This is a genomic window from Nocardioides litoris (genome assembly GCF_006346315.1).
In the GTDB taxonomy this organism is placed as follows: Bacteria; Actinomycetota; Actinomycetes; order Propionibacteriales; family Nocardioidaceae; genus Nocardioides; species Nocardioides litoris.
Genome location: NZ_VDMR01000001.1, coordinates 699,515 through 720,565, shown reverse-complemented (window position 1 = coordinate 720,565; position 21,051 = coordinate 699,515). Strand labels below are relative to the sequence as shown.

The following is a 21,051-nucleotide window of genomic DNA, read 5'->3' as shown; positions in this document are numbered from 1 at the left end:
GCTCAGCCCTCGACGACGGCCCGGAACTCCGGCGTCGGCTCGGCCGAGGCCTGCCGCTCGCCGTCCCAGAACACCAGCACGACCCGCGAGCGGGCCAGGGTCTCCTCGCCGTCGGCGACCTCGGACTCCACCACCATCGAGCGCCGGCCGATCGAGGCGATGCGCGACCACACGTCGTACGGCGCGGGGCGCAGCAGCACCGGGCGCAGGTAGTCGATGTCGGTCTGGGCGACCACGAACTGCGGCGTCGGCACCCCCGAGTCGCGGGTCAGGTCGGCCATCAGCCGGATCCGTGCCTCCTGGAAGTACTCCACGTAGGTCACGTTGTTGACGTGGCGGTAGAGGTCGACGTCGGAGAAGCGCACCTGCAGCGGGTAGTGCCGGCACGAGCCCCGGTCGACCACCCCGATCCTGGCGGCGGGCGGGGTGGCGGCCGGCTCGGCGTACCGCTGGAGGGCGTGCTTCTCCTCCGCCGTCAGCCGGCGCGGCCGCTCCTGGGCGAAGACGTACGGCGTCAGCAGCGACCGCGCCCGCAGGTAGACCCGCCGGCCGCCCTCGGCCTCGGGGTCGTCGTGGAAGACCTCGTAGTCGAGGGTGAACGACGCCGCGCGGACCTCGCTGACCCAGCACTCGACGCTCACCGGGCGGAACCGCAGCCCCAGCGGCGCCCGGTAGGTGATCTCGTGGCGCACCACGACGACGCCGTCCTCGAGGTCGGCGTCGCCCCCCGGGTGGTGGGCGCGGTCCTGCTGCAGCGTGCGGACCAGGTCGACGCGCGCCTCCTGCAGGTAGTCGACGTAGGTCACGTTGTTGACGTGGCCGAGCATGTCGAGGTCGGCCCAGCGCATCGGGCAGCGGTAGAGGTGGCGCACGGCCGCGATGATCGCAGGCCCCGGCAGTGACGCGCGCGTAGCGTCCGGTGGGTGCCCGAGCCCGACGCCGTGTTCGCCCACCCCCGCCTGGCCCGCCTGTACAACGCCTTCGACGGCCCCCGCGACGACCTCGATGCCTACGAGGCGTTGGTGGCCGACCTCGGCGCGGGATCAGTGCTCGACGTCGGGTGCGGCACCGGCTCGCTGGCCGTGCGCCTGGCCGCCGCGGGCCTCGACGTCGTCGGGGTCGACCCGGCCGCGGCGTCCCTCGACGTCGCCCGCGCCAAGCCGCACGCCGACCGGGTGCGCTGGCTGCACGGCGACGCGACCACCCTGCCCGCGGACCTCGATGGCACCCGCGACCTGGCCGTGATGACCAGCAACGTCGCCCAGGTGTTCACGACCGACGAGGCCTGGACGACCGCGTTGCGCGGCGTACGCCGGACGCTGGGGCCCGGTGGGTGCCTCGTCCTCGAGACCCGCGTGCCGGCCCGCCGGGCCTGGGAGCGCTGGACCAGCTCCGAGGCCGACGTCCGGCACGTGCCGGGCGAGGGCCCGGTGGCGATGACGCGCGTAGTCGTCTCGGTCGCGCTGCCGCTCGTGACCTTCACCTGGACCGCGACCTTCGCCGACGCGACGCTGGTCTCGACCTCGACGCTGCGCTTCCGTGAGCGCGACGAGGTCGAGGCGTCCCTCGCCGCCGTCGGCCTCGAGGTCGAGGAGGTGCGGGACGCTCCCGACCGTCCCGGCCAGGAATGGGTGTTCGTGGCCACGGTCACACCCGGGCCCCGGGACGGCCGACCGGGCGCGCCCTAGTCTGGCCGGAGCCCGAGCACCACGCACCTCACCGAGCGGAGCCCCCTCGCATGCCCGAAGCCGTCATCGTCGCCGCCGCCCGCTCCGCCATCGGGCGGGCCAACAAGGGGTCGCTGAAGGACCTGCGTCCCGACGACCTCACCGCCACGATCGTCAAGGCGGCGCTCGAGAAGATCCCGGCGCTCGACGCCAACACCGTCGACGACCTCTACCTCGGCTGCGGCCTGCCCGGCGGTGAGTCCGGCAACAACATGGGCCGCATCGTCAACGTGCTCAACGGCATGGACGACGTGCCCGGCGCCACCATCACGCGCTACTGCGCGTCGTCGGTGCAGACGACCCGGATGGGCTTCCACGCCATCAAGTCCGGCGAGGCCGACGTCATCATCTCCGCGGGCGTCGAGATGGTCTCGCGGTTCGCCAAGGGCACCTCCGACCACTGGCCCGACACCAAGAACCCGCTGTTCGCCGACAGCGAGGAGCGCACCAAGAAGACCGCCGAGGGCGGCCAGGACTGGCACGACCCGCGCGAGGACGGCCGCCTGCCCGACGCCTACATCGCCATGGGCCAGACGGCCGAGAACGTAGCCCGCCTGCGCGGCCTCGACCGTCGCGAGCTCGACGAGTTCGCCGTCCGCTCGCAGAACCTGGCCGAGAAGGCCATCGCCGACGGCTTCTGGGCCCGCGAGATCACGCCGGTCACCACGCCCGACGGCACCGTCGTCACCGCCGACGACGGCCCGCGCGCCGGCGTCACCTACGACGCCATCGCGGCCCTGCAGCCCGTCTTCCGCCCCGACGGTGTCGTCACCGCCGGCAACTGCTGCCCGCTCAACGACGGGGCCGCCGCCGTCGTGCTGATGTCGGACACCAAGGCCGCCGAGCTCGGCCTGACCCCGCTCGCCCGCGTGGTCTCCACCGGCGTCAGCGGCCTCTCGCCCGAGATCATGGGCCTGGGCCCGGTCGAGGCCACCAAGCGCGCGCTGGCCCACGCCGGCATGAGCATCGGCGACATCGACCTCGTCGAGATCAACGAGGCCTTCGCCGCCCAGGTCGTGCCGTCCTACCAGGACCTCGGCATCGACCTCGACCGCCTCAACGTCAACGGCGGCGCCATCGCCGTGGGCCACCCGTTCGGCATGACCGGCGCCCGGCTGCAGAACACGATGCTGAACTCGCTGGAGTGGCACGACAAGTCCACCGGCCTCATCACGATGTGCGTCGGCGGCGGCCAGGGCATGGCGCTCATCCTCGAGCGGCTCTGACCCACCCGCTCCTCCTCGCACCCGGACGCCCGGCCGCCAGCGGTCGGGCGTCCGGCACGTCTAGGCTGGCACGATGGCCGTCCGCCCCGTCAGCACCCCCGAGCCCCGGTGGCTCGACGACGACCAGCAGGTCTCCTGGCGGGCCCTGGTGCTCGGCACGACGCTGCTCTTCGACCGGCTCGACGACGACCTGCGCCGCCTGCACGGCCTCTCGATGGTGGAGTACGAGATCCTCGTCCGGCTCTCCGAGAGCAGCGACCGGATGCGGATGGCCCACCTCGCCGACGCGCTCGCCCACAGCCGCAGCCGGGTGACCCACACGGTCAAGCGCATGGAGGTGGCCGGCCTCGTCGTGCGCGAGGACTCCCCCGAGGACGGGCGCGGGGTCGTCGCGGTGATGACGGCCAAGGGCCGCCGGCTGCTGGAGGGTGTCGCGCCCGACCACGTCGAGAGCGTGCGCGAGCACCTCGTCGACCTCGTCGACCCCGACGACCTCGCCGCGCTCGGCCGGGCCATGAACGCCGTGGCCGACCACCTCATCGCCGGCCACCCCGGGCGCGAGATCCGCTGACGCAGCGGGCCGCGAGCAACGAGCGCCCCGCGTGGGCGCCAGCCCGTCGATCGAGCGTGCCGGTGAGGCACGACCCGCGACCGCCCGTCGAGACCACCGCAGCCGGCCTCGACGGCCTGACCGCGGGGTCAGGCTGCGAGATCGGTTGCGGGGGCTTCGAGGCTCGTCGCTGGCGCTCCTCGCACCTCAGCCACCGGTGGCCGCGGCGACCGCGCCCCGTCAGTCGCGGGTGAGGCGGCGGTGGGTGACGCGGTGCGGCCGGGCGGCCTCGAGGCCGAGGCGCTCGATCTTGTTGGCCTCGTAGGAGGCGAAGTTGCCCTCGAACCAGAACCACTGGCCCGGGTCCTCGTCGGTGCCCTCCCAGGCCAGGATGTGGGTGGCGATGCGGTCGAGGAACCACCGGTCGTGGGAGGTGACCACGGCGCAGCCCGGGAAGTCGAGCAGGGCGTCCTCGAGCGAGCTCAGGGTCTCGACGTCGAGGTCGTTGGTGGGCTCGTCGAGCAGCAGCAGGTTGCCGCCCATCTTGAGCGTGAGCGCGAGGTTGAGACGGTTGCGCTCACCGCCGGACAGGACGCCGGCCTTCTTCTGCTGGTCGGGGCCCTTGAAGCCGAACGAGGCGACGTAGGCGCGCGAGTTCATCTCGAAGTTGGCGACCTTGATGAAGTCGAGCCCGTCGGAGACGACCTCCCAGACGTTCTTCTGCGGGTCGATGCCCCCGCGGCTCTGGTCGACGTAGGACAGCTTGACCGTCTGGCCGACGGTCAGCGAGCCCTTGTCGGGCTCCTCGCCGCCGGTGATCATCCGGAACAGGGTGGTCTTGCCGACGCCGTTGGGGCCGATGACACCGACGATGCCGGCCCGCGGCAGCGAGAACGACAGGTCGTCGATGAGGGTGCGGCCGTCGAACCCCTTGCCGAGGTGCTCGGCCTCGAGGACGACGTCACCCAGGCGCGGACCCGCGGGGATGTTGATCTCCGAGGTGTCGATCTTGCGCATCCGGTCGGCCTCGGCCGCCATCTCCTCGTAGCGCGCCAGGCGCGAGCGGCTCTTGGTCTGGCGGGCCTTGGCGTTGGAGCGGACCCACTCCAGCTCCTTCTCGAGCATCTTGGCGCGCTTGGCGTCCTTCTGGCCCTCGATCTTGAGCCGTTCCTTCTTGGTCTCGAGGTAGGTCGAGTAGTTGCCCTCGTAGGGGTGGGTCTTGCCGCGGTCGAGCTCGAGGATCCACTGCGCGACGTTGTCGAGGAAGTACCGGTCGTGGGTGATGGCCAGCACGGCGCCCGGGTAGGAGGCCAGGTGCCCCTCGAGCCACTGCACCGACTCGGCGTCGAGGTGGTTGGTGGGCTCGTCGAGCAGCAGCAGGTCGGGCTGCTGCAGCAGCAGCTTGCACAGGGCGACGCGGCGGCGCTCACCGCCGGAGAGGTTGTCGACGATGGAGTCGGACGGCGGGCAGCGCAGGGCGTCCATCGCCTGCCCGAGCCGGCTGTCGAGGTCCCACACGTTGGCCGCGTCGAGCTCGGACTGCAGGTCTCCGGCCTCGGTGGCGACCTTGTCCTGGTCGGCGTCGGGGTCGCCCATCATCATGTAGAGCTCGTCGAGGCGCGCCATCTTGGTCTTCAGCTCGACCACGGCCTCCTCGACGTTCTCCAGGACCGTCTTGCCCTCGGTCAGCGGCGGCTCCTGCTGGAGCATGCCGACGGTCGCACCGGGGTCGATGATCGCGTCGCCGTTGTTGGCGTGGTCGAGGCCCGCCATGATGCGCAGCAGCGAGGACTTGCCGGTGCCGTTGGGGCCCACGACGCCGATCTTGGCCCCGTGGAGGAACGAGAGGGTGACGTTGTCGAGCACGACCTTGTCACCGTGGGCCTTGCGCACGTTGCGCAGCGTGAAGACGTAGTCAGCCATGGTCCCCGAGCCTAGACGGGTCGCGGGCACGCCGCCCGCGCGGGTCCGGCGGCCCGCGGCCGGCCGTGGTGGCCGGCTTCACGCGGCGCCGACGGCCGCGACGGCCGGCTCGGCCGGGGGCGCCGCCTCGGCCCGCACCGGGCGGGTGAAGGTGGTGGTGCCGCGCGTCAGGTCGTGCCCGACCGTGAGCGCCTCCACCTGCAGGTCGAGCGCCTCGGCGCCGGCCTTGGTGACGTAGGTGCTCACCCGCAGCCGCCCGTGCACGACGACCGCGTCGCCACGGTGCAGCGAGGCCGCGCAGTGCTCGGCGAGGTTGCGCCAGGTGGTCACGGAGTACCACTGGGTCTGGCCGTCGACCCAGTCGCCGTCGCGGGTGCGGCGGCGCGGGGTGGCTGCCACCCGGAAGCTCGCCACCGGCACCCCCGCGGCCTGCCGCAGCGCCACCGGCCCACCGAGGTAGCCCTGGAGGGTCACCGTCGTCTCGTTCATGTCCTGCTCCTCCGCTCGTGCTGCCCGCACGGTGCGGGCAGGACGAGCCAAGGCGGCACCACCGACAGCCACGTCGGGGCGCGGCGGGCCTGTGGACGGAGGGATCCGGGCGTCGTCCTGTGGACGACTCCTGGACGGTGGAGCCGGCCGTCAGTCCTTGAGGACGGTGGCGACGCGGCTGCGCACCGTCGAGCACGCCGCCAGCTCGGCCCGCACGGGCGCGACGACGAGCTCGTCGGCGACCTCGTGCACGGCTGCGCGCAGCCGCTCGTCGGCCGCCTCGGCGCGAGCGCGGGCGGTGCCGGCGACCAGGGCCCGGCAGGCGAGGGCGAGGAGGACGCCCAGCACCACTCCCCCGACGAGCAGCAGCAGCGGCACCGGCATCCCGGCGAGCTGGGGGGCGTTGCCGGAGAGGTCGCCGCCGACGACGAGCAAGCCGGTCCACACCAGGCCGGTCAGGGCGGCCAGGACGAGCACCCACTGCAGCACCCGCACGAGCCCGGCCCACACGGGGAGCTTCTCGACGCCGAGGTCGGTCGAGGCCAGGGCGCGGTCGAGCCGGTCGGCCACCTCGGGCAGCCGCGACGTGGAGGCTCGGCGCACCGCCTCGACCCACGAGGGCCCGAGCCCCGCCGAGGCGTCGTCAGCCAGGGCCCGCACCTCGGTGTCGACGCGAGCGCGCTGGACCGGGCTGGTCGCGGGGAGCCGCGGCCGGCGGTCCTCGCGGCCGGCCAGCGCCGCCCCGGCCGCGCCCAGGTCGAGGTCGAGCTTCTTCAGCGGGTCGGGCTTGAGGCGGGAAACCCACGAGACTGCGGGCCACGTCGTCGCCCGTCCCGCCCGCAACCGGGTGGACCGCTCGACCGCGTCGACCACGACCGGCACGCCGGCGGAGTCGGCCAGGGCGTCCTCGAGCTTGCGCACCCGCGCCGGCGGGAGCTCACGCGGCTCGGCGCCGCCGCTGGCCTCGTCGAGGCGCCCGGCCGCGCTCCGCAGGTCGGCCTCGAGCCGCTGCCGGGTCAGCTTCTTGGCCTCGACGCGGGAGGCGATCTCGCGACGCAGGTCGTCGATGCCGATGCCCTGGCGCGCGCTGACCGGGAAGACGGGCACCGACGGCAGCCCGTCGAGGTCGAGCAGCCGGCGCACGTCGTCGACCATCGACTGCCGACGCTCCTCGGGCACGGTGTCGATGTGGTTGAGCACGACGACCATGACGCCCGCGTGGGTGGCCAGCGGGGCGAGGTAGCGGTCGTGGATGGCGGCGTCGGCGTACTTCTGCGGGTCGAGGACCCAGACCAGCAGGTCGGCGAGCAGCACCAGCCGGTCGACCTCGAGGTGGTGGCTGACCTCGGTGGAGTCGTGGTCGGGCAGGTCCATCAGGACGACGCCGTCGAGCTCGCGGTCGGCCCGACCGGCCGCGGTGCGGTCCTGGGAGGAGTCGAGCAGCGAGTCGCGCATGGTCTGGTGGCGCGGCGGGATGCCGAGCCACTCCAGCAGGTCGGCCGCGCCGGCCGAGCCCCAGACGCAGGCCGTGGCCCACGACGTGGTGGGCCGACGCACGCCGGTGGAGGAGAGCTCGAGGCCCGTCAGCGCGTTGAAGGTGGACGACTTGCCCGACCCCGTCGCCCCCGCGATCGCGACGACGGTGTGCTCGGCCGAGAGCCGCAGGCGCCCGGCGGCGCGGGCGGACACGGTGACGGCCTCGTCGACCACGTCGTCGTCGACCCGCCCGCGCGCCGCCTCGGCCGCCGCCTCGAGCGCCTCGATGCGGGCACCGATGTCGGTGCCGCGCGTGACGAGCTTGCGGGCGCCTTCGAGCAGTGAGGTCACAGGGTCTCTCCAGTGGGGGCGTCCCGCTTGGACGCCTCGTAGCGCAGGTCCTCGACCCGCCGGGCGGCCTCGCGCAGCCCCTCCGCCGCGGTCGGTCGCAGCGCCAGCGCGTCGACGCGGGAAAGATAGCGGGCACGCTCGGCGTCCATGAGGCCGGTGACGCGCTCCTCGAGCGAGCGGCGGGCCCGCTCGGCCAGCGAGCGCACGGCCTGGTCACCGAAGACGGCCTCCAGCAGCTTCTGCCCGAGCACGGCCGAGCCGCCGGCGATGCCGGCCTCGGTGCCGGTGACGCCGGCGGTGTGGACGAAGACGACGACCATGAGCGCGACCGAGAGCCCGTTGACCCCGAAGGCCAGGAAGCGCGCGGTGGTGCGCTTGTCGGCCCCCTCGGCGCGCACCATGTCGAGCACGTCGGACTGCCACTCGCGCACCGCGGCCTCGGCCCGGCGGCGCAGGTCGCGCGAGGCGCGGCCCAGGTCGCCCGGAGCGTGCTCGAGGAGCCCGGCGCCGGCCGGCTGCTGGCTCCAGGCGGCGTGGGCCCGCTCGGCCGCGGCCTCGGCGTGCTCGAGGATGAGCGTCTCGAGGCCGGACTCCACGGCCACGGTGACCCGCTCGGCCTGCTGGGGCTTGCCCTTGATGGCGTTGACCAGCCGGTCGCGCAGGCCACCGACCCGGGTCTCGAGCGAGCGCAGCAGCTCGCCCGTGCCGACGAACTCCTGCCACCGCGCCAGCACCTCGCCCCGCAGCAGGGTGCCGTCGGCGCAGGCGGCGTTGACGTCGGCGACGGCGGCGTCGTAGGCCCGGTCGACCGCCTCCTTCAGCCGTACGGCGATCGCGGTCTGCTCCACGCAGGCGTCGGCCACCGGGTGGACCCGGTGGGTGACGGTGCGCACGGCGCCGTCGAGGGTCTGGCGCACGACGGCGTGCCGCGCGTCGACGTCGGCGGCCAGGGACTCCAACCAGGTGCGCACCTCGACCACGTTGGCCGGGGGCAGCAGCCCGTCACGGTCGATGACGCCCTCGGTGACGACGAACAGCGGCGAGTCCTTGAGGCCCCGGCTGGCCAGCATCCGGGCCAGGTGGGTGGAGACGGTCTGGATGGCCTCGTCGGGGGTGCGGTCGAGGATGATCGCGACCGAGGTCGACCGCTCGGCGGCCTGCCGCAGGAAGCCCCACGGCACCTGGTCGGCGTACCGCGCGGCCGAGGTGACGAACAGCCACAGGTCGGCCGCGGCGAGCAGCTGGGCGGCCAGCAGCCGGTTGCGCTCCTCGACGGAGTCGACGTCGGGCGCGTCGAGGATGGCCAGGCCCGGCGGCACCGAGTCGGAGGCCACCAGCTGCAAGGAGTCGGGGTCGTCGGTGGTGTGCTGCACGCGCACCAGGTCGGGCAGCAGCCGGTCCTGGCCGAACCAGTGGCCGTCGCCCGGGTGGTGCACGAGCACCGGCGAGCGGGTGGTGGGGCGCAGGACGCCCGAGGTGGTGACGCGCTCGCCGACGAGGGAGTTGACCAGCGTCGACTTGCCGGCACCGGTCGACCCGCCGACGACGGCGAGCAGCGGCGCCTCGAGCGTCATCAGCCGCGGGATGACGTAGTCCTCGAGCTGGTCGATGACCGCCGAGCGCGAGGCACGCAGCTCCTCGGTGCCGGGCAGGTCGAGGGGCAGCTCGGCCTCGACGAGCGCCTGGCGCAGCCGCACCAGGGCGGTGACCATGCGGCTGTCGTCGGCGGTCGCGGCCGGGGTGGTCGGGGTGGGGGACCCGCTCATGCCGTCGGCACCACCTGTCCGGGGAACGCGACGTAGGGGCGGACGACGCGCACCCGCTCCACGTGGGCGGCGCCCCGCGCCTGCCAGTCGGGCGGCGGGGTGCCACGCAGCAGCCGGGAGTGCAGGAACCCGAGCTCGACCAGCGCCTGCTGGTAGTCGCCCATCGCGCGGGCCGCGGCCGGGCCGCCCGCCAGCCGGGCGTGGCGGCGGGCCGCGCGCCGGGCGCGCAGGTCGACCACCCAGGGGATGTCGGTGGCGGGGATGAGGCCGCGCGCCGCCGCGTCGTGCAGGGCAGCGGTGAGCATGGTGGCCTCCGAGCGCCGGGCCCACAGGGCCAGCGCGGTCAGCCCGCCGAGGGCGGGCAGCATCAGGACGACGTACACCCCGGCGAAGCCGGCGGTGCCGAAGATGGTCGAACCGTTCCAGGTCGCATGGGCGAGCACCGCCACGAGGTATCCGCCCAGCGGGGCGAGCATGCGCACCGACGTCGACCGGGACCCGACGGCGAGGCCGATGCCGATGCCGGTGAAGGCGGTGAACAGCGGGTGCGCGAAGGGGCTGAAGACGCAGCGCAGCACGAAGGTCGAGGTGATGCCGACCAGGCCGCCGGGGCCCATGCTGTCGCTGCCGTTCCACGCCGCGGAGAGGTAGAGGACGTTCTCGGTGAAGGCGAAGCCGATGCCCACCATGCCGGCGTAGACGATGCCGTCGAGGACCCCGTCGATCTCGTGGCGCCGCCACCACAGCAGCAGGACGAGGAACAGGCCCTTGGCCGCCTCCTCGGTCACCGGCGCCACGACGGCGAGCGACACCTCGTCGCGCACGGGCACGAACAGCCCGCCGACGCCGCCGAGGACGATCGCGATCGCCGTGGAGGCGAAGGCCCCCCACAGGAGCGCCTGCACGAGCAGGGTGCGCGGCTCGGGCTCGTAGCGGTCGAGCCAGAGGTACGCAGCCACGAGCGGCACCACCGGCAGGGCCGCGAGCGCCGTCGCGAGCAGCGTCACCGCGGGCGCGCCCGACAAGGCGAGGACCACGAGCATCACCAGGGCGCCACCGGCCACCGCCACGGTCGCCACGACCGTGAACGAGCGGCTGTCGAGGCGGCGTCCTTGCACGCGCGCAGCCTATCGGGCAGGCACCCTGAGCTCGGCCCACCCGGCGTACAGTCGGCTGGCGTGAGCGAGCAGACCCCCGCGACCGGCACCCCTGACGAGACCCTGCCCGAGGGCACCGAGGCGCTCAAGGTGGAGTCGCACGACCCGGCCGTCCCGGCGGCGTACGCCGCGTTCATGCGCGAGGGCTGGGACGACCGCGAGGACGTCGTGCCGCCCGCGTCGTTCGTCGAGCGGACCGCGCAGCGCCGCGAGCGGCTCGCCGCGGCGTTCCCGGGCGAGCGGCTGGTGTTGCCCGGCGGCGGGTTCAAGGTGCGCTCGAACGACACCGACTACCGCTTCCGCGTCGACACCGGCCACGTCTACCTCACCGGCAACCAGACCACCGACGCCGTGCTGGTCGTCGAGGACGGCGAGTCGGTCCTCTACGCCCGCCCGCGGTCGGGCCGCGACAGCGACGAGTTCTTCCGCGACCGCGCGTACGGCGCCCTGTGGGCCGGCAAGCGGCCCTCGCTCGGCGAGCTCGCCGACCGGCTCGGCATGACCGTCAAGCACGTCGACGAGCTGCCCGACGTGCTCGCCCGGCCCGGCAAGACCCGGGTGCACCGCGGGGTCTCCGCCGACGTCGACCGCCAGGTGCCCGGCGACGATGGCCTCGACGCCGACCTGGCCCGCGTGGTCTCCGAGCTGCGCCTGGTCAAGGACGACTGGGAGGTCGACCAGCTGCAGGAGGCCTGCGACATCACCGCGCTCGGGTTCGCCGACTCCGTCGCCGAGTGGGACCGGGTGCTGGAGTTCGGTGAGCGCTGGATCGAGGGCACGTTCTTCCGGCGCGCCCGCGCGATGGGCAACGACATCGGCTACGACTCCATCGTCGGCGCCGGGTCGCACGCCACCACGCTGCACTGGATCGACAACGACGGCCCGGTCCTCCCGGGCCAGCTGCTGCTGCTCGACATGGGCGTCGAGGGCCGCGAGCTCTACACCGCCGACGTCACCCGCACCCTGCCCGTCGACGGCCGCTTCACCGCCCTGCAGCGCGAGCTGTACGAGCTCGTGCTGGCCGCGCAGGAGGCCGGCATCGCCGCGGCGGTGCCCGGCCGCCCCTTCGCCGGCATCCACGACGCCTCGATGCGGGTGCTCGCCTTCGGGCTCGAGGACCTCGGCCTGCTGCCCGTGAGCGCCGAGGAGGCCCTCGACCCCGACTCGAAGGTCTACAGCCGCTGGACCCTGCACGGCACCAGCCACATGCTCGGCCTCGACGTGCACGACTGCGGCCGCGCCGCTCCCGAGGCCTACAAGGAGGCCACGCTCGAGGCCGGCATGGTGCTCACCGTCGAGCCCGGCGTGTACTTCCAGGAGGACGACCTCCTCGCCCCCGAGCACCTCCGCGGCATCGGCATCCGCATCGAGGACGACGTGCTCCTCACCGACGACGGCCCCCGCAACCTCTCGGCCTCGCTCCCCCGCACCGCCGACGACGTCGAGGCCTGGATGGACCAGCACCGTCGCTGAGCACGCCCCACCGAGGGAGGGTGCGGGCGCACGCCCCGCCTCCTAGGGTCCGGCGCGTGACCTCCCACCCCCGCACCGTCCTGCGCCGTACGGCGTCCGCCAGCGCCGCGCTCGTCCTCGGCCTCTCGCTCGCCGCGTGCGGCGGCGGCGACGACGACAGCGACGCCGACAACAACCGCAGCTCGAGCTCCTCGGCCGCGCCGACCTCGGACGCGCCCTCCTCGGAGGCCACCAGCGACTCCGAGGATGGCGGCTCCGGCGCCGTCCCCACCGAGGCCGACCTCGAGGCCCTGCTGCTCACCCCGGCCGACCTGCCCGCCGGCTTCACACCCCAGGCCGACGACGGCGAGGACGGCGGCGACGCCGACGACGGCCCGTTCGGGGACACCTGCCTGGGCGACGTCGGCGAGTTCAGCGACGCCCTCGGCTCCGACCCCGACGAAGAGGCCGAGACCGACCTCGGCCTGCAGTCCGACTCCGGCCAGACCACCATCAACAGCCAGGTCGAGGCCTACGCCGACGCCGGCGCCGTCCTCGAGGCCTTCGCCACCTTCAAGGAGACCCTGGCGCAGTGCACGTCGGTGCAGACCACCGACGACGACGGCGTGACGATCGACCTGCAGATCACAGTGGACGACTCGACGCCGGTCAGCGGCGCCTCCGACCAGGCCGCCATCGAGGCCTCCGGCACCATCACCGCGGGCGGCCAGCAGGTCCCCGTCGTCTTCCAGCTCGTCGCCGCGCCGCTCCTCGACGGCCGGTTCGTCTCGGTCGTCGGCGGCTACGTCGTCGGCCAGGACGCCGCGAGCGTCCTCGGCACCCTCCCCGCGCTCGCCGAGACCCAGGCCTCGCGCGTCGTCGACGCCTTCGCCTGACTATCCTCGGCCTCGCCGGCCTCCGTAGCTCAGCTGGACAGAGCGGGTCACTTCTAATGTCCTGGTCGCAGGTTCGAGTCCTGCCGGGGGCGCCACCCAGGTCGTGACCGCAGGTCCCCCCGGTCACCGGGGGCGCAAGCACGAGGTGCGAACGGGGCGCGAACGGGGCGCCGAGCCGGGTGCCGCCTCCGGCGCCCCGCTCAGCCCCAGGCGGTCTCGCCGTGGCGGTCCACGAGCCGGCCCGAGCCGTGCCCGGGTCCCTCGGTGGCCAGGGCCACGACCGCGTCGGTGCCCTCGGTGACCGTCTGCGGGCCGCTGTGCCCGTTGAGGTCGGTGGCGGTGTAGCCGGGGTCGGCGGCGTTCACCCGCACGTCGGGCAGCGCCTTGGCGTACTGCGTGGTCAGCATCGTCAGGGCGGCCTTGGAGGCGGTGTAGGCCGGGGCGATGACCTGCGACTCGGCCCGGTCGGGGTCGTGGGTGTGCTCGAGCGAGCCCATCCCGCTGCTGACGTTGACGATGACGGGGTCCGGCGAGCGGCGCAGCAGGGGCAGGAAGGCCGTGGTGGTGCGCACGACGCCCGCGACGTTGACATCGAGGACCTCGAGGACGTCGCGGCCGGTGAGCGCCTCGGCGTCGACCGCCGCGCCCGGGATGCCGGCGTTGTTGACGAGGACGTCGACGTGGCCCTCGTGCGCCTCGACGTCGGCGGCCGCGGCCCGGACGGAGGAGTCGTCGGTGACGTCGATGCGCACGAAGCGGACCCCGAGGTCGGCGGCGGCGGCCGCGCCGCGCTCCGGGTCGCGCGCCCCGAGGACGACGGTGTGGCCGAGGTTCACCAGGCGGCGGGCGGTCTCGAGGCCGAGGCCCTTGTTGGCCCCGGTGATGAAGGTGGTGGTCATGACTCCACCCTGCGGCGCCGGCGAGCGGGCCACCAGGGACGCCTCGACGGTAGGAGTCGGCGTACCACCCTGGCGGGTCGGCCCCCGGCCCCGGCCGCGGCATGATCGAGGGGTGACCTCCCCGACCGAGCTCGGCCCCACGCTCCGCGCCTGGCGCGACCGGTTGCCTCCGGAGGCCGTCGGCCTGCCGGCGCGGCACGGGCGACGGGCGACCGGGCTGCGCCGCGAGGAGCTGGCCGAGCTCGCGGGCGTCTCGGTCGACTACGTCGTCCGGCTCGAGCAGGGACGGGCCACCACGCCCTCGGCCCAGGTCGCGGCCGCGCTGGCCCGGGCGCTGCAGCTCGACACCGCCGAGCGCGACCACCTGTTCCGGCTCGCCTCGCTCGCGGTGCCCCACGACGGCCTGGTCTCCGAGCACCTCTCCCCCGGCGTCCTGCGCCTGGTGTCCCGGCTCGACGACGCCGCGGTCGCCGTCTTCGCCGCCGACTGGCAGCTCGTCTGGTGGAACCCCGGCTGGGCGGCCCTGCTCGGCGACCCGGCGCGGTTGCCGGTCGTGGCCCGCAGCTTCGCGCGCTGCGTCTTCCCGGTCGCCGGCGACGGTGCGGTCATCCCGCAGTGGCCCGTCGTCGTCGAGCACGCCGCCCGCACCGAGCGCGCCGTCGTCTCCGACCTGCGTCGCGCCACCGGGCGACACCCGCACGACCCGCGGCTGGCCGCGCTGGTGCGCCACCTGCTGGAGGGCAACGAGCGGTTCGCCACGCTGTGGGCGGCCGGCACCGTCGGCGCGCACCGCGAGGACCGCAAGGTCGTCCACCACCCGGCCGTCGGACCGCTCACCGTCGACTGCGACACCCTCACCGACGGGGAGGCCGACCTCAAGATCGTGGTCATGACCGCCGCCCCCGGCACCGAGGACGAGAGCCGCTTCCGGCTCGCCCTCGTCGCCGGGGCGTCGCGCGTCGCAGCCCCCTCCGGGCAAGCCGACCAGGCCGAGCAGGCCGAGCAGACCGAGCCCGTCTAGGGGCCGCTGGTGCGGCCGGGGCGGGGCCTAGGCGCGCTCGACGTACGCCGCGACCTCGTCGAGGATCCGCACCTTGACCTCCTCGGGGGCGTACGACGCCGCCACGGCCGCGCGCGCGAGGTGGGCCAGCCCGGGCAGGTCGAGGCCGAGCAGGTCGGCCGCGATCTCGTACTCCCGGTTGAGGGTGGTGCCGAACATCGGCGGGTCGTCGGAGTTGATCGTCACCACGACCCCCGCGTCGACGAACGTGCGCAGCGGGTGCTCGGCGAGCGAGGCGACGGCGCGGGTGGCGATGTTGGACGACGGGCACACCTCGAGCGGGATCGCGCGGTCGGCCAGGTGGGCCAGCAGCTCGGGGTCGCGGGCCGCAGAGGTGCCGTGGCCGATGCGCTCGGCGCCGAGCTCGCGCAAGGCGTCCCACACGGTCTCGGGGCCGGTGGTCTCGCCGGCGTGGGGCACCGAGTGCAGGCCGGCGGCCCGGGCGGCGTCGAAGTGCGGCTTGAACTGCGGGCGCGGCACCCCGACCTCCGGCCCGCCCAGCCCGAACCCGACCAGCGCGTCCGTGCGGTGGTCGAGCGCGTAGGACAGCGTGTCGTCGGCCGCCGGGATGCCGGCCTCGCCCGGGATGTCGTAGATCCAGCGGAGCACCAGGCCGAAGTCGCGCTCGGCGGCGACCCGGGCGTCCTCGAGCGCCTCGGTGTAGCCCTCGATGGGCACACCCGCGCGCACTGAGGTGTACGGCGTGCAGGTGAGCTCGGCGTACCGCACCGACTGGGTGGTGGCCAGGTCGCGGGCGATCTCGTAGGTCAGGTAGCGCACGTCGTCGGGCGTGCGGACGAGCGCGACGACGGCGAGGTAGACGTCGATGAAGTGCGCGAAGTCGCGGAAGGCGTAGAACGCGCGCAGCTCGTCGGGGTCCGACGGCACGGTGCCGGGGTGGCGGGCCGCCAGCTCGGAGACGATCCGCACCGACGCCGAGCCGACGTGGTGCACGTGCAGCTCGGCCTTGGGCAGGCCGGCGACGACGTCGGCGAGGGGGTGGGGCTCCGGGGTCGTGGTCACCCGCCGGATGGTGCCAGCGAGCGTGGCCCCGGAGCCACCGGGGTCCGGCCTTCGTGCAGCCGTGCGGTGCGCCCGGTCAGCCGATCTCGGCGAGCAGCTGCTCGGGCGAGAGCTGGGTGCGCTCGCCGTCGACGAAGATGGTCGGGGTGCCCTGGACGCCGGCGTCCTCGGCCTCCTTCGTCGCGCCGTCGGAGAAGTCGTTCTCCCCGGCCTCGATGCCCGGGCGCACGGCCGCCTCGTCGGCGCCGGCCTCGACCGCGAGGTCGATGAGGGCATCGGCGTCGGGGTAGGACGACGCGCCCTCCTCGGGCTGGTTCTCGTAGAGCAGGTCGTGGAACTTCTTCGCGACCTCCGGGCCCGACTCCTGCAGCACGACGCCGAACGCCGCGGCCGAGCGGGCCGAGTAGTCGCCGTACTGGCCGAGCAGCTCGAAGGGGCGGTAGTCGACGCGGACCTTGCCCTCCTCGGCGGCCTGGGCCAGCTGGTCGCGGGTCGCGGCCTCGAAGGCACCGCAGGCCGGGCAGAGGAAGTCCTCGTAGATGACGACCTGGGTCGGCGCGTCGGCCGGGCCGATGGTGACGCCGTACTCGCTCTGGCCGGCGGCGGACGCCGCGGCGTCGTCGCCCCCGCCCCGGGTGAGCAGGAAGATCGTCGCCGCGAGGACCGCCACGACGAGCACGACCACGCCGCCCACCATCAGGTTGCGCTTGCGCTCCTGGGCCGCCTGCTGGCGCTTGAGCTGCTCGAGCCGCTCCTGCCGCTCCGCCGCCTTGGTCTGCGCCTTGGCCTTGCTTGCCACCTCGAGGCCCCTCCCGGGTCGTCTCACCTGCTCGTCCGTCGTACGGCGGCAGGCTAGCCCGCCGGTCTGAACCGGCCCTGAGAGCGACGACGTAGGGTGGCCGGTCGTGAGCAACGCCACCGAACGCCTGGTCTGGATCGACTGCGAGATGACCGGGCTCGACCTCGGCGCCGACGCGCTGGTGGAGATCGCCGCGCTCGTCACCGACTTCGACCTCAACGTCCTCGGCGACGGCGTCGACATCATCATCAAGCCGCCCGCCGAGGCGCTGGAGCAGATGGTGCCGTTCGTGCGCTCGATGCACGAGAGCTCCGGTCTGCTCGAGGAGCTCGAGCGGGGCGTGGGCCTGGCCGAGGCCGAGGAGCAGGTGATGGCCTACCTGCGCGAGCACTGCCCCTCCGACAGCCGGCCGCCGCTGGCCGGCAACACGGTGGCGACCGACCGGTCCTTCATCACCCGCGACATGACCGACCTCGACGCCTTCCTTCACTACCGGATCGTCGACGTCTCCTCCATCAAGGAGCTCTCCCGCCGCTGGTACCCGCGCGCCTACTACGCCGCGCCGACCAAGCAGGGCAACCACCGCGCGCTGGCCGACATCCAGGAGAGCATCGAGGAGCTGCGCTACTACCGCGACACGGTCTTCGTGCCCGCGCCCGGCCCCGACACCGCCGCCGCGCGCGCCGTGGCCGAGCGGCACGGCGGGTCGCTCACGGGCGCCGCCGGACCGACCGGGGCCGATTCCGGGTCCGGGGCCTGATCGGTCTACACTCGTCCCCGTCCGGCACGCGGTGATCCTGCGGAGCCGGCATGGTGGGTATAGCTCAGCTGGTAGAGCGCCGCCTTGTGGTGGCGGATGTCGCGGGTTCGAGTCCCGTTACTCACCCCAGCACCGTGACCCCGGTCCGCAGCAGCGGGCCGGGGTCCGCTGCGTCCGCCCCCGACCCGCAGGCAGCCCCGCTCGACCTCTACGCCCCACCGTCCTGCGCGAAGACCCTCACGTAGGCCGACCGGGGCAGGAACCCGAGCCGGGCCGGCTTGGTCGAGAGCTCCACGACCTCACCCATCGTGCAGCCCATCCGCTCGGCCCGGGCGACGGCCTTGGCGTTGCGTGCGTCGGGCTCGACGACGACCCGCTGCGCCTCGGGATCCGCGAACACCGACCCGAGCACGAGCGCGGCGACCTCGGCGGTGAAGCCCGGGCGCGGCTCGGCCCCGACGGGCGGGGCCAGGAGCAGGTGGATGCCCACGTCGCCCGGCTCGACGAGGAAGTGCTCCCCCACCTCCTCGGCCCGCGGGTCGTAGGTCTGGAACAACCCGACGGGCACGTCGCCGTCGCGCACGAGGTACGCCGCGTGGGTCGGCTGGTCGTGGATCCACTGGTAGATCTCGCGCACCTCGTCCAGCGTGTGGTCCTGCATCATCCAGAAGCGCGCCCGCTCCTGGGTGACCCAGGCGTGCACGACCTCGGCCTCGGTGGCGGGGTCGAGCGGGCGCAGGCCGAGCGTCATGACTCCTCCAGGGCGTGGAGCACGGCGTCCACGTCGTCGTCGCCCACCAGGCGCGCCCAGTCGGTGACCACGGGCGCGAGCCGGGCCTCGGCCCACAGCGGCAGCTGGTCGACGTGGTGCGGGTCGCCGGCCACGCCGGAGGCACCCATCGGGACCGCCCAGCCGCTCGCCGTGCGGTCGGAGAGGTCCCACACGTAGCGGGCCACCGAGCCGCGGTAGGCGACGTCGGTGACGCCGGGCAGCGACGCCACGCAGCGCACGCAGTCGAGGTCGCCGCCCACGGGCACGGCGGGCACCGCGGGCGCCTGGAGGTGTGGGGCGAGGTCGAAGGCGTGGAGGGGGTCGAAGACGTGCGTCGCACCCCAGGTCGCCGGCACCTCGCCGGCCGCCTCGGCGGCGTCGAGGTCGGCCTCGGCCAGGCGCGCCTGCTCGGCCAGGTCGATGCCGAACGGCCGGTCGGCGGCGGCGAGCGTCGGCAGGGCCAGCGCGACGTACGTCGTCACGTCGAACCATGGCGCCACCAGCGGGTCGGGCGAGCGGTCGCGCAGGCCGTCGAAGACCCCGAGGGCGGCGACCCGGCGCACCAGGGCCGTCCGCCACACCGCGTACGCCGCCGCGTCGGCCGACCCGGCCGCCATCCGGCCGTCCCACCCGGCGAAGCGGGCGGGCGCCAGGGCGCGCAGGGCGTCGACGGCACCGAGCCGGTCGTCGGCGTGGATGGCGGCGAAGTCGTCGACGGTGAGACCGGTGCGCCCGTCGAGCAGCGCGCGGATGCGCTGGGCGCGGAAGAGAGGGGCGAACTCGTGGCCGATCTCGGCGCTCTCGGGCCCGCGGCGCTCGTTGGCGGTGACGACCTGGCCGTCGGGGCCGACGTCGACGCGGTGGGCGTCGGTGACCCACCCCGTCCAGGCGCCCGACGCGTCGCGGGTCGGCACGCGGCCGGCCCAGCGGTAGCGCACCGTGCCCCGGACGTCGGCGATGACGACGTTGTTGACCGGCTCGACCCAGTGGTCGAGCGCGGCGTCGACGTCGTCGACGGTGCGGGCGCGCAGCAGCGGCAGCAGGGCCTCGAAGCCCAGGTCGCCGAGCTCGGTGGAGGGCCCGCGGAACCCGACGCCGGGCAGCACGGTCGGCCCGTCGTGGTCGGGCCCGACGTCGTCGAGGTCCTGGTAGTCGGCCATGGCGTTGGTGATGGCCCAGGCGACCTCGCCGGCGTGCGCGAAGTGCTGCACGCCCGGCACCCCGGCGAAGGCGAAGCCGACCACGTCGAGGTCGTCGTCGGGGTCGTCGCAGGCGAGACGCACCTGGTGGTAGACGCCCGGCGACTCGAAGGTGCGGTGCGGGTCACCGCCGACGAGCGGGAGCCCGGTCGCGGTGCGGTCGCCGCCGACGGCCCAGGCGTTGCTGCCCGCGGGCAGCGGACCCTCGTGCGAGAGCAGCGCCGCGTCGTCGCCGAGCACCTCGCGTGCGGTGCGCTCCCACAGCAGCGACCCGATGTCGGCGAACATCACCTGCTGGGCGTGGAACGTGGCCAGCGGCGTCCACTCCTCCCAGGGCTGCGCGTCGCGGCCGAGGGCGGTGAGCTCGGGCGGGCGGGACGTCGCGGCGAGGCCGGCGTTGACGCCCTCGACGTACGCCGCCACGAAGGCCCGGCTCTCGGGCGACAGGGCGTCGAGCGCTCGCCGCCCGGTGTCGGCGATCCGCACCCGGACCGCGAACCGGTCCCAGGCCTCGCCGCCGACCCCGACGAGATCGGCCGTCGTGCCGGTGGCGCGACGGCGCAGCCACTCCAGCTGCCACGCCCGGTCGTGCGCCAGCGCCGCCCCCTGGCCCCGGGCCAGGTCGAGGACGTCACGGCCGCGCACGTGCGGGACGCCGTGCGCGTCGCGGAAGACGTGGGCCATGTGAGGTGACCCTAAGACACGTCGCCGACAGCCTCCACCACGATGCCCCCGAACCGCGCCTCGCCCATCCGGCACGGGTGCCCGTCGACCCAGACCTCGCCGGTGCGGGTCACGTCGTCGTTGACGGCGCCCGACCCCGCCGGCGCCCCCTCCGCATCGGGAGCGCGGGCCTCGAACCCGCCGCCGAGCGAGGCGTTCCACCCGACCACCGGCGCACCGTGGCGGTCGACGGTCCGGCGGGCGCACTCGTCGCACACCGCCCGGGGGTAGCGGTCCAGGTGGGGCGCGGGCGTGGCGCACAGCGGGCACGGGTGCGTACGCCGACCGGCCCGGCCGGGCGGCGGGGGCGGGGCGAGCAGGCGGTCGTCGCCGGCCAGGGCCCGAAGCGGCGGGTGCGGACTGCGGTGCAGGCGCAGCCAGAGCCAGTCGGCGTGGTCGCGGTCGGCCTCGGTGAAGGCGGCGGCTCCCAGGTCGGCGAGCACGGCCGCGGGCAGGCGGGCCGGGACCGTGCCGGCCTCGACAGCAGCGACCGCGACCGACTGCCAGGGACCGAGGCTGCGCGGGTCGAGCGCCCGCTGCCGGTGCCGGGACCGGGCCCACTCCTCGTCCAGGACGCCGTCGACGCCGGTGCCGGCGTCGACGTCGACGAGCGAGCGGGTGGTGGACGAGCCGTCGTGCAGGGCGACGTACAGGTGGGTCTCCCCGACGCAGGCGAAGCCACCGGCCCGCTGGTCCTGCTCGAACGGGTGGGGGTGGGGCCGCACCGCCGCGGGCGTGGCGTCCCGGTCACGGGCCCAGGCGAGCACGCCCTCGGCGGTCAGCGGTCGGTCGGGCGCCTGCAC

General features: G+C 74.5%; 19 protein-coding genes and 2 tRNA genes. 9 read left to right on the top strand and 12 right to left on the bottom strand.

What is annotated here, in order from left to right:
- Positions 1-2 precede the first annotated feature (2 nt).
- Positions 3-872: an acyl-CoA thioesterase gene (locus FJQ57_RS03585; RefSeq protein WP_170219257.1), complete on the bottom strand. Its 870-nt coding sequence runs from the start codon at positions 870-872 to the stop codon at positions 3-5.
- Positions 873-923: 51 nt separating this feature from the next.
- On the opposite strand from FJQ57_RS03585, the gene FJQ57_RS03580 reads away from it, so the two are divergent.
- The 3 genes from FJQ57_RS03580 to FJQ57_RS03570 all read left to right on the top strand — a co-directional run bounded on the left by FJQ57_RS03580 (position 924) and on the right by FJQ57_RS03570 (position 3,524).
- Positions 924-1,688, top strand: coding sequence for a class I SAM-dependent methyltransferase (locus FJQ57_RS03580; RefSeq protein WP_139977834.1), 765 nt, complete (start codon positions 924-926; stop codon positions 1,686-1,688).
- Between the two features lie 50 nt (positions 1,689-1,738).
- Positions 1,739-2,953, top strand: coding sequence for an acetyl-CoA C-acetyltransferase (locus tag FJQ57_RS03575; protein WP_139977833.1), 1,215 nt, complete (start codon positions 1,739-1,741; stop codon positions 2,951-2,953).
- A gap of 73 nt (positions 2,954-3,026) precedes the next feature.
- A complete protein-coding gene (locus FJQ57_RS03570) occupies positions 3,027-3,524 on the top strand; it encodes a MarR family winged helix-turn-helix transcriptional regulator (protein WP_139977832.1) in 498 nt (165 codons plus the stop codon).
- A gap of 219 nt (positions 3,525-3,743) precedes the next feature.
- On the opposite strand, the gene ettA is transcribed toward FJQ57_RS03570, so the two are convergent.
- The 5 genes from ettA to FJQ57_RS03545 form a co-directional block, all read right to left on the bottom strand.
- Positions 3,744-5,426 (bottom strand): energy-dependent translational throttle protein EttA, encoded by a 1,683-nt coding sequence (gene ettA, locus FJQ57_RS03565; protein WP_139977831.1) that lies wholly within the window; start codon positions 5,424-5,426, stop codon positions 3,744-3,746.
- Positions 5,427-5,504: 78 nt separating this feature from the next.
- A complete protein-coding gene (locus tag FJQ57_RS03560; protein ID WP_139977830.1) occupies positions 5,505-5,915 on the bottom strand; it encodes a single-stranded DNA-binding protein in 411 nt (136 codons plus the stop codon).
- Positions 5,916-6,065: 150 nt separating this feature from the next.
- On the bottom strand, positions 6,066-7,742 hold the full coding sequence (locus FJQ57_RS03555; protein WP_139977829.1) for a GTPase: 1,677 nt from the start codon (positions 7,740-7,742) through the stop codon (positions 6,066-6,068).
- A complete protein-coding gene (locus FJQ57_RS03550; protein ID WP_246081569.1) occupies positions 7,739-9,508 on the bottom strand; it encodes a dynamin family protein in 1,770 nt (589 codons plus the stop codon). Before FJQ57_RS03550 ends, FJQ57_RS03555 begins: the two co-directional genes overlap by 4 nt.
- Positions 9,505-10,626: a PrsW family intramembrane metalloprotease gene (locus tag FJQ57_RS03545; RefSeq protein WP_246081568.1), complete on the bottom strand. Its 1,122-nt coding sequence runs from the start codon at positions 10,624-10,626 to the stop codon at positions 9,505-9,507. The genes FJQ57_RS03550 and FJQ57_RS03545 overlap by 4 nt, the downstream gene beginning before the upstream one ends.
- Positions 10,627-10,686: 60 nt before the next feature.
- On the opposite strand from FJQ57_RS03545, the gene FJQ57_RS03540 reads away from it, so the two are divergent.
- From FJQ57_RS03540 to FJQ57_RS03530, 3 genes are all read left to right on the top strand, one after another.
- Positions 10,687-12,138, top strand: a complete 1,452-nt coding sequence (locus FJQ57_RS03540; protein ID WP_246081567.1) for an aminopeptidase P family protein — start codon at positions 10,687-10,689, stop codon at positions 12,136-12,138.
- Positions 12,139-12,194: 56 nt separating this feature from the next.
- Positions 12,195-13,013 (top strand): hypothetical protein, encoded by an 819-nt coding sequence (locus FJQ57_RS03535; protein WP_139977828.1) that lies wholly within the window; start codon positions 12,195-12,197, stop codon positions 13,011-13,013.
- A gap of 18 nt (positions 13,014-13,031) precedes the next feature.
- Positions 13,032-13,108: transfer RNA gene (locus FJQ57_RS03530), tRNA-Arg, on the top strand.
- 105 nt (positions 13,109-13,213) lie between these two features.
- Here the strand turns inward: FJQ57_RS03530 and FJQ57_RS03525 are convergent.
- Positions 13,214-13,912 carry an SDR family NAD(P)-dependent oxidoreductase gene (locus FJQ57_RS03525; RefSeq protein WP_139977827.1) on the bottom strand — a complete coding sequence of 233 codons (699 nt, stop codon included), beginning with the start codon at positions 13,910-13,912 and terminating at the stop codon, positions 13,214-13,216.
- Positions 13,913-14,024: 112 nt separating this feature from the next.
- Between FJQ57_RS03525 and FJQ57_RS03520 the strand changes: the two genes are divergently transcribed.
- Positions 14,025-14,933, top strand: a complete 909-nt coding sequence (locus tag FJQ57_RS03520) for a helix-turn-helix domain-containing protein (protein ID WP_246081566.1) — start codon at positions 14,025-14,027, stop codon at positions 14,931-14,933.
- Between the two features lie 27 nt (positions 14,934-14,960).
- Here FJQ57_RS03520 and FJQ57_RS03515 read toward each other — a convergent pair whose 3' ends face one another.
- Together FJQ57_RS03515 and FJQ57_RS03510 are read right to left on the bottom strand one after the other, a co-directional pair.
- Positions 14,961-15,995, bottom strand: coding sequence for an adenosine deaminase (locus FJQ57_RS03515; protein ID WP_139977825.1), 1,035 nt, complete (start codon positions 15,993-15,995; stop codon positions 14,961-14,963).
- 76 nt (positions 15,996-16,071) lie between these two features.
- Complete coding sequence (locus FJQ57_RS03510) at positions 16,072-16,794, bottom strand: DsbA family protein (RefSeq protein ID WP_139977824.1); 723 nt, start codon at positions 16,792-16,794, stop codon at positions 16,072-16,074.
- A gap of 106 nt (positions 16,795-16,900) precedes the next feature.
- Here FJQ57_RS03510 and orn point away from each other — a divergent pair, with 106 nt between their 5' ends.
- Together orn and FJQ57_RS03500 are read left to right on the top strand one after the other, a co-directional pair.
- Entirely contained in the window at positions 16,901-17,554 is a 654-nt protein-coding gene (gene orn / locus FJQ57_RS03505) for an oligoribonuclease (RefSeq protein WP_281284222.1), read from the top strand.
- A 53-nt stretch (positions 17,555-17,607) separates the two neighbouring features.
- Positions 17,608-17,683 (top strand) — tRNA-His (locus FJQ57_RS03500).
- A gap of 79 nt (positions 17,684-17,762) precedes the next feature.
- On the opposite strand, the gene FJQ57_RS22225 is transcribed toward FJQ57_RS03500, so the two are convergent.
- The 3 genes from FJQ57_RS22225 to FJQ57_RS03485 are packed head-to-tail and all read right to left on the bottom strand — an operon-like array spanning position 17,763 to position 21,051.
- Positions 17,763-18,305 (bottom strand): GNAT family N-acetyltransferase, encoded by a 543-nt coding sequence (locus FJQ57_RS22225; RefSeq protein ID WP_170219256.1) that lies wholly within the window; start codon positions 18,303-18,305, stop codon positions 17,763-17,765.
- Positions 18,302-20,209, bottom strand: a complete 1,908-nt coding sequence (locus FJQ57_RS03490; RefSeq protein ID WP_139977823.1) for a penicillin acylase family protein — start codon at positions 20,207-20,209, stop codon at positions 18,302-18,304. The genes FJQ57_RS22225 and FJQ57_RS03490 overlap by 4 nt, the downstream gene beginning before the upstream one ends.
- An 11-nt stretch (positions 20,210-20,220) precedes the next feature.
- Positions 20,221-21,051, bottom strand: a complete 831-nt coding sequence (locus tag FJQ57_RS03485) for a hypothetical protein (protein ID WP_139977822.1) — start codon at positions 21,049-21,051, stop codon at positions 20,221-20,223.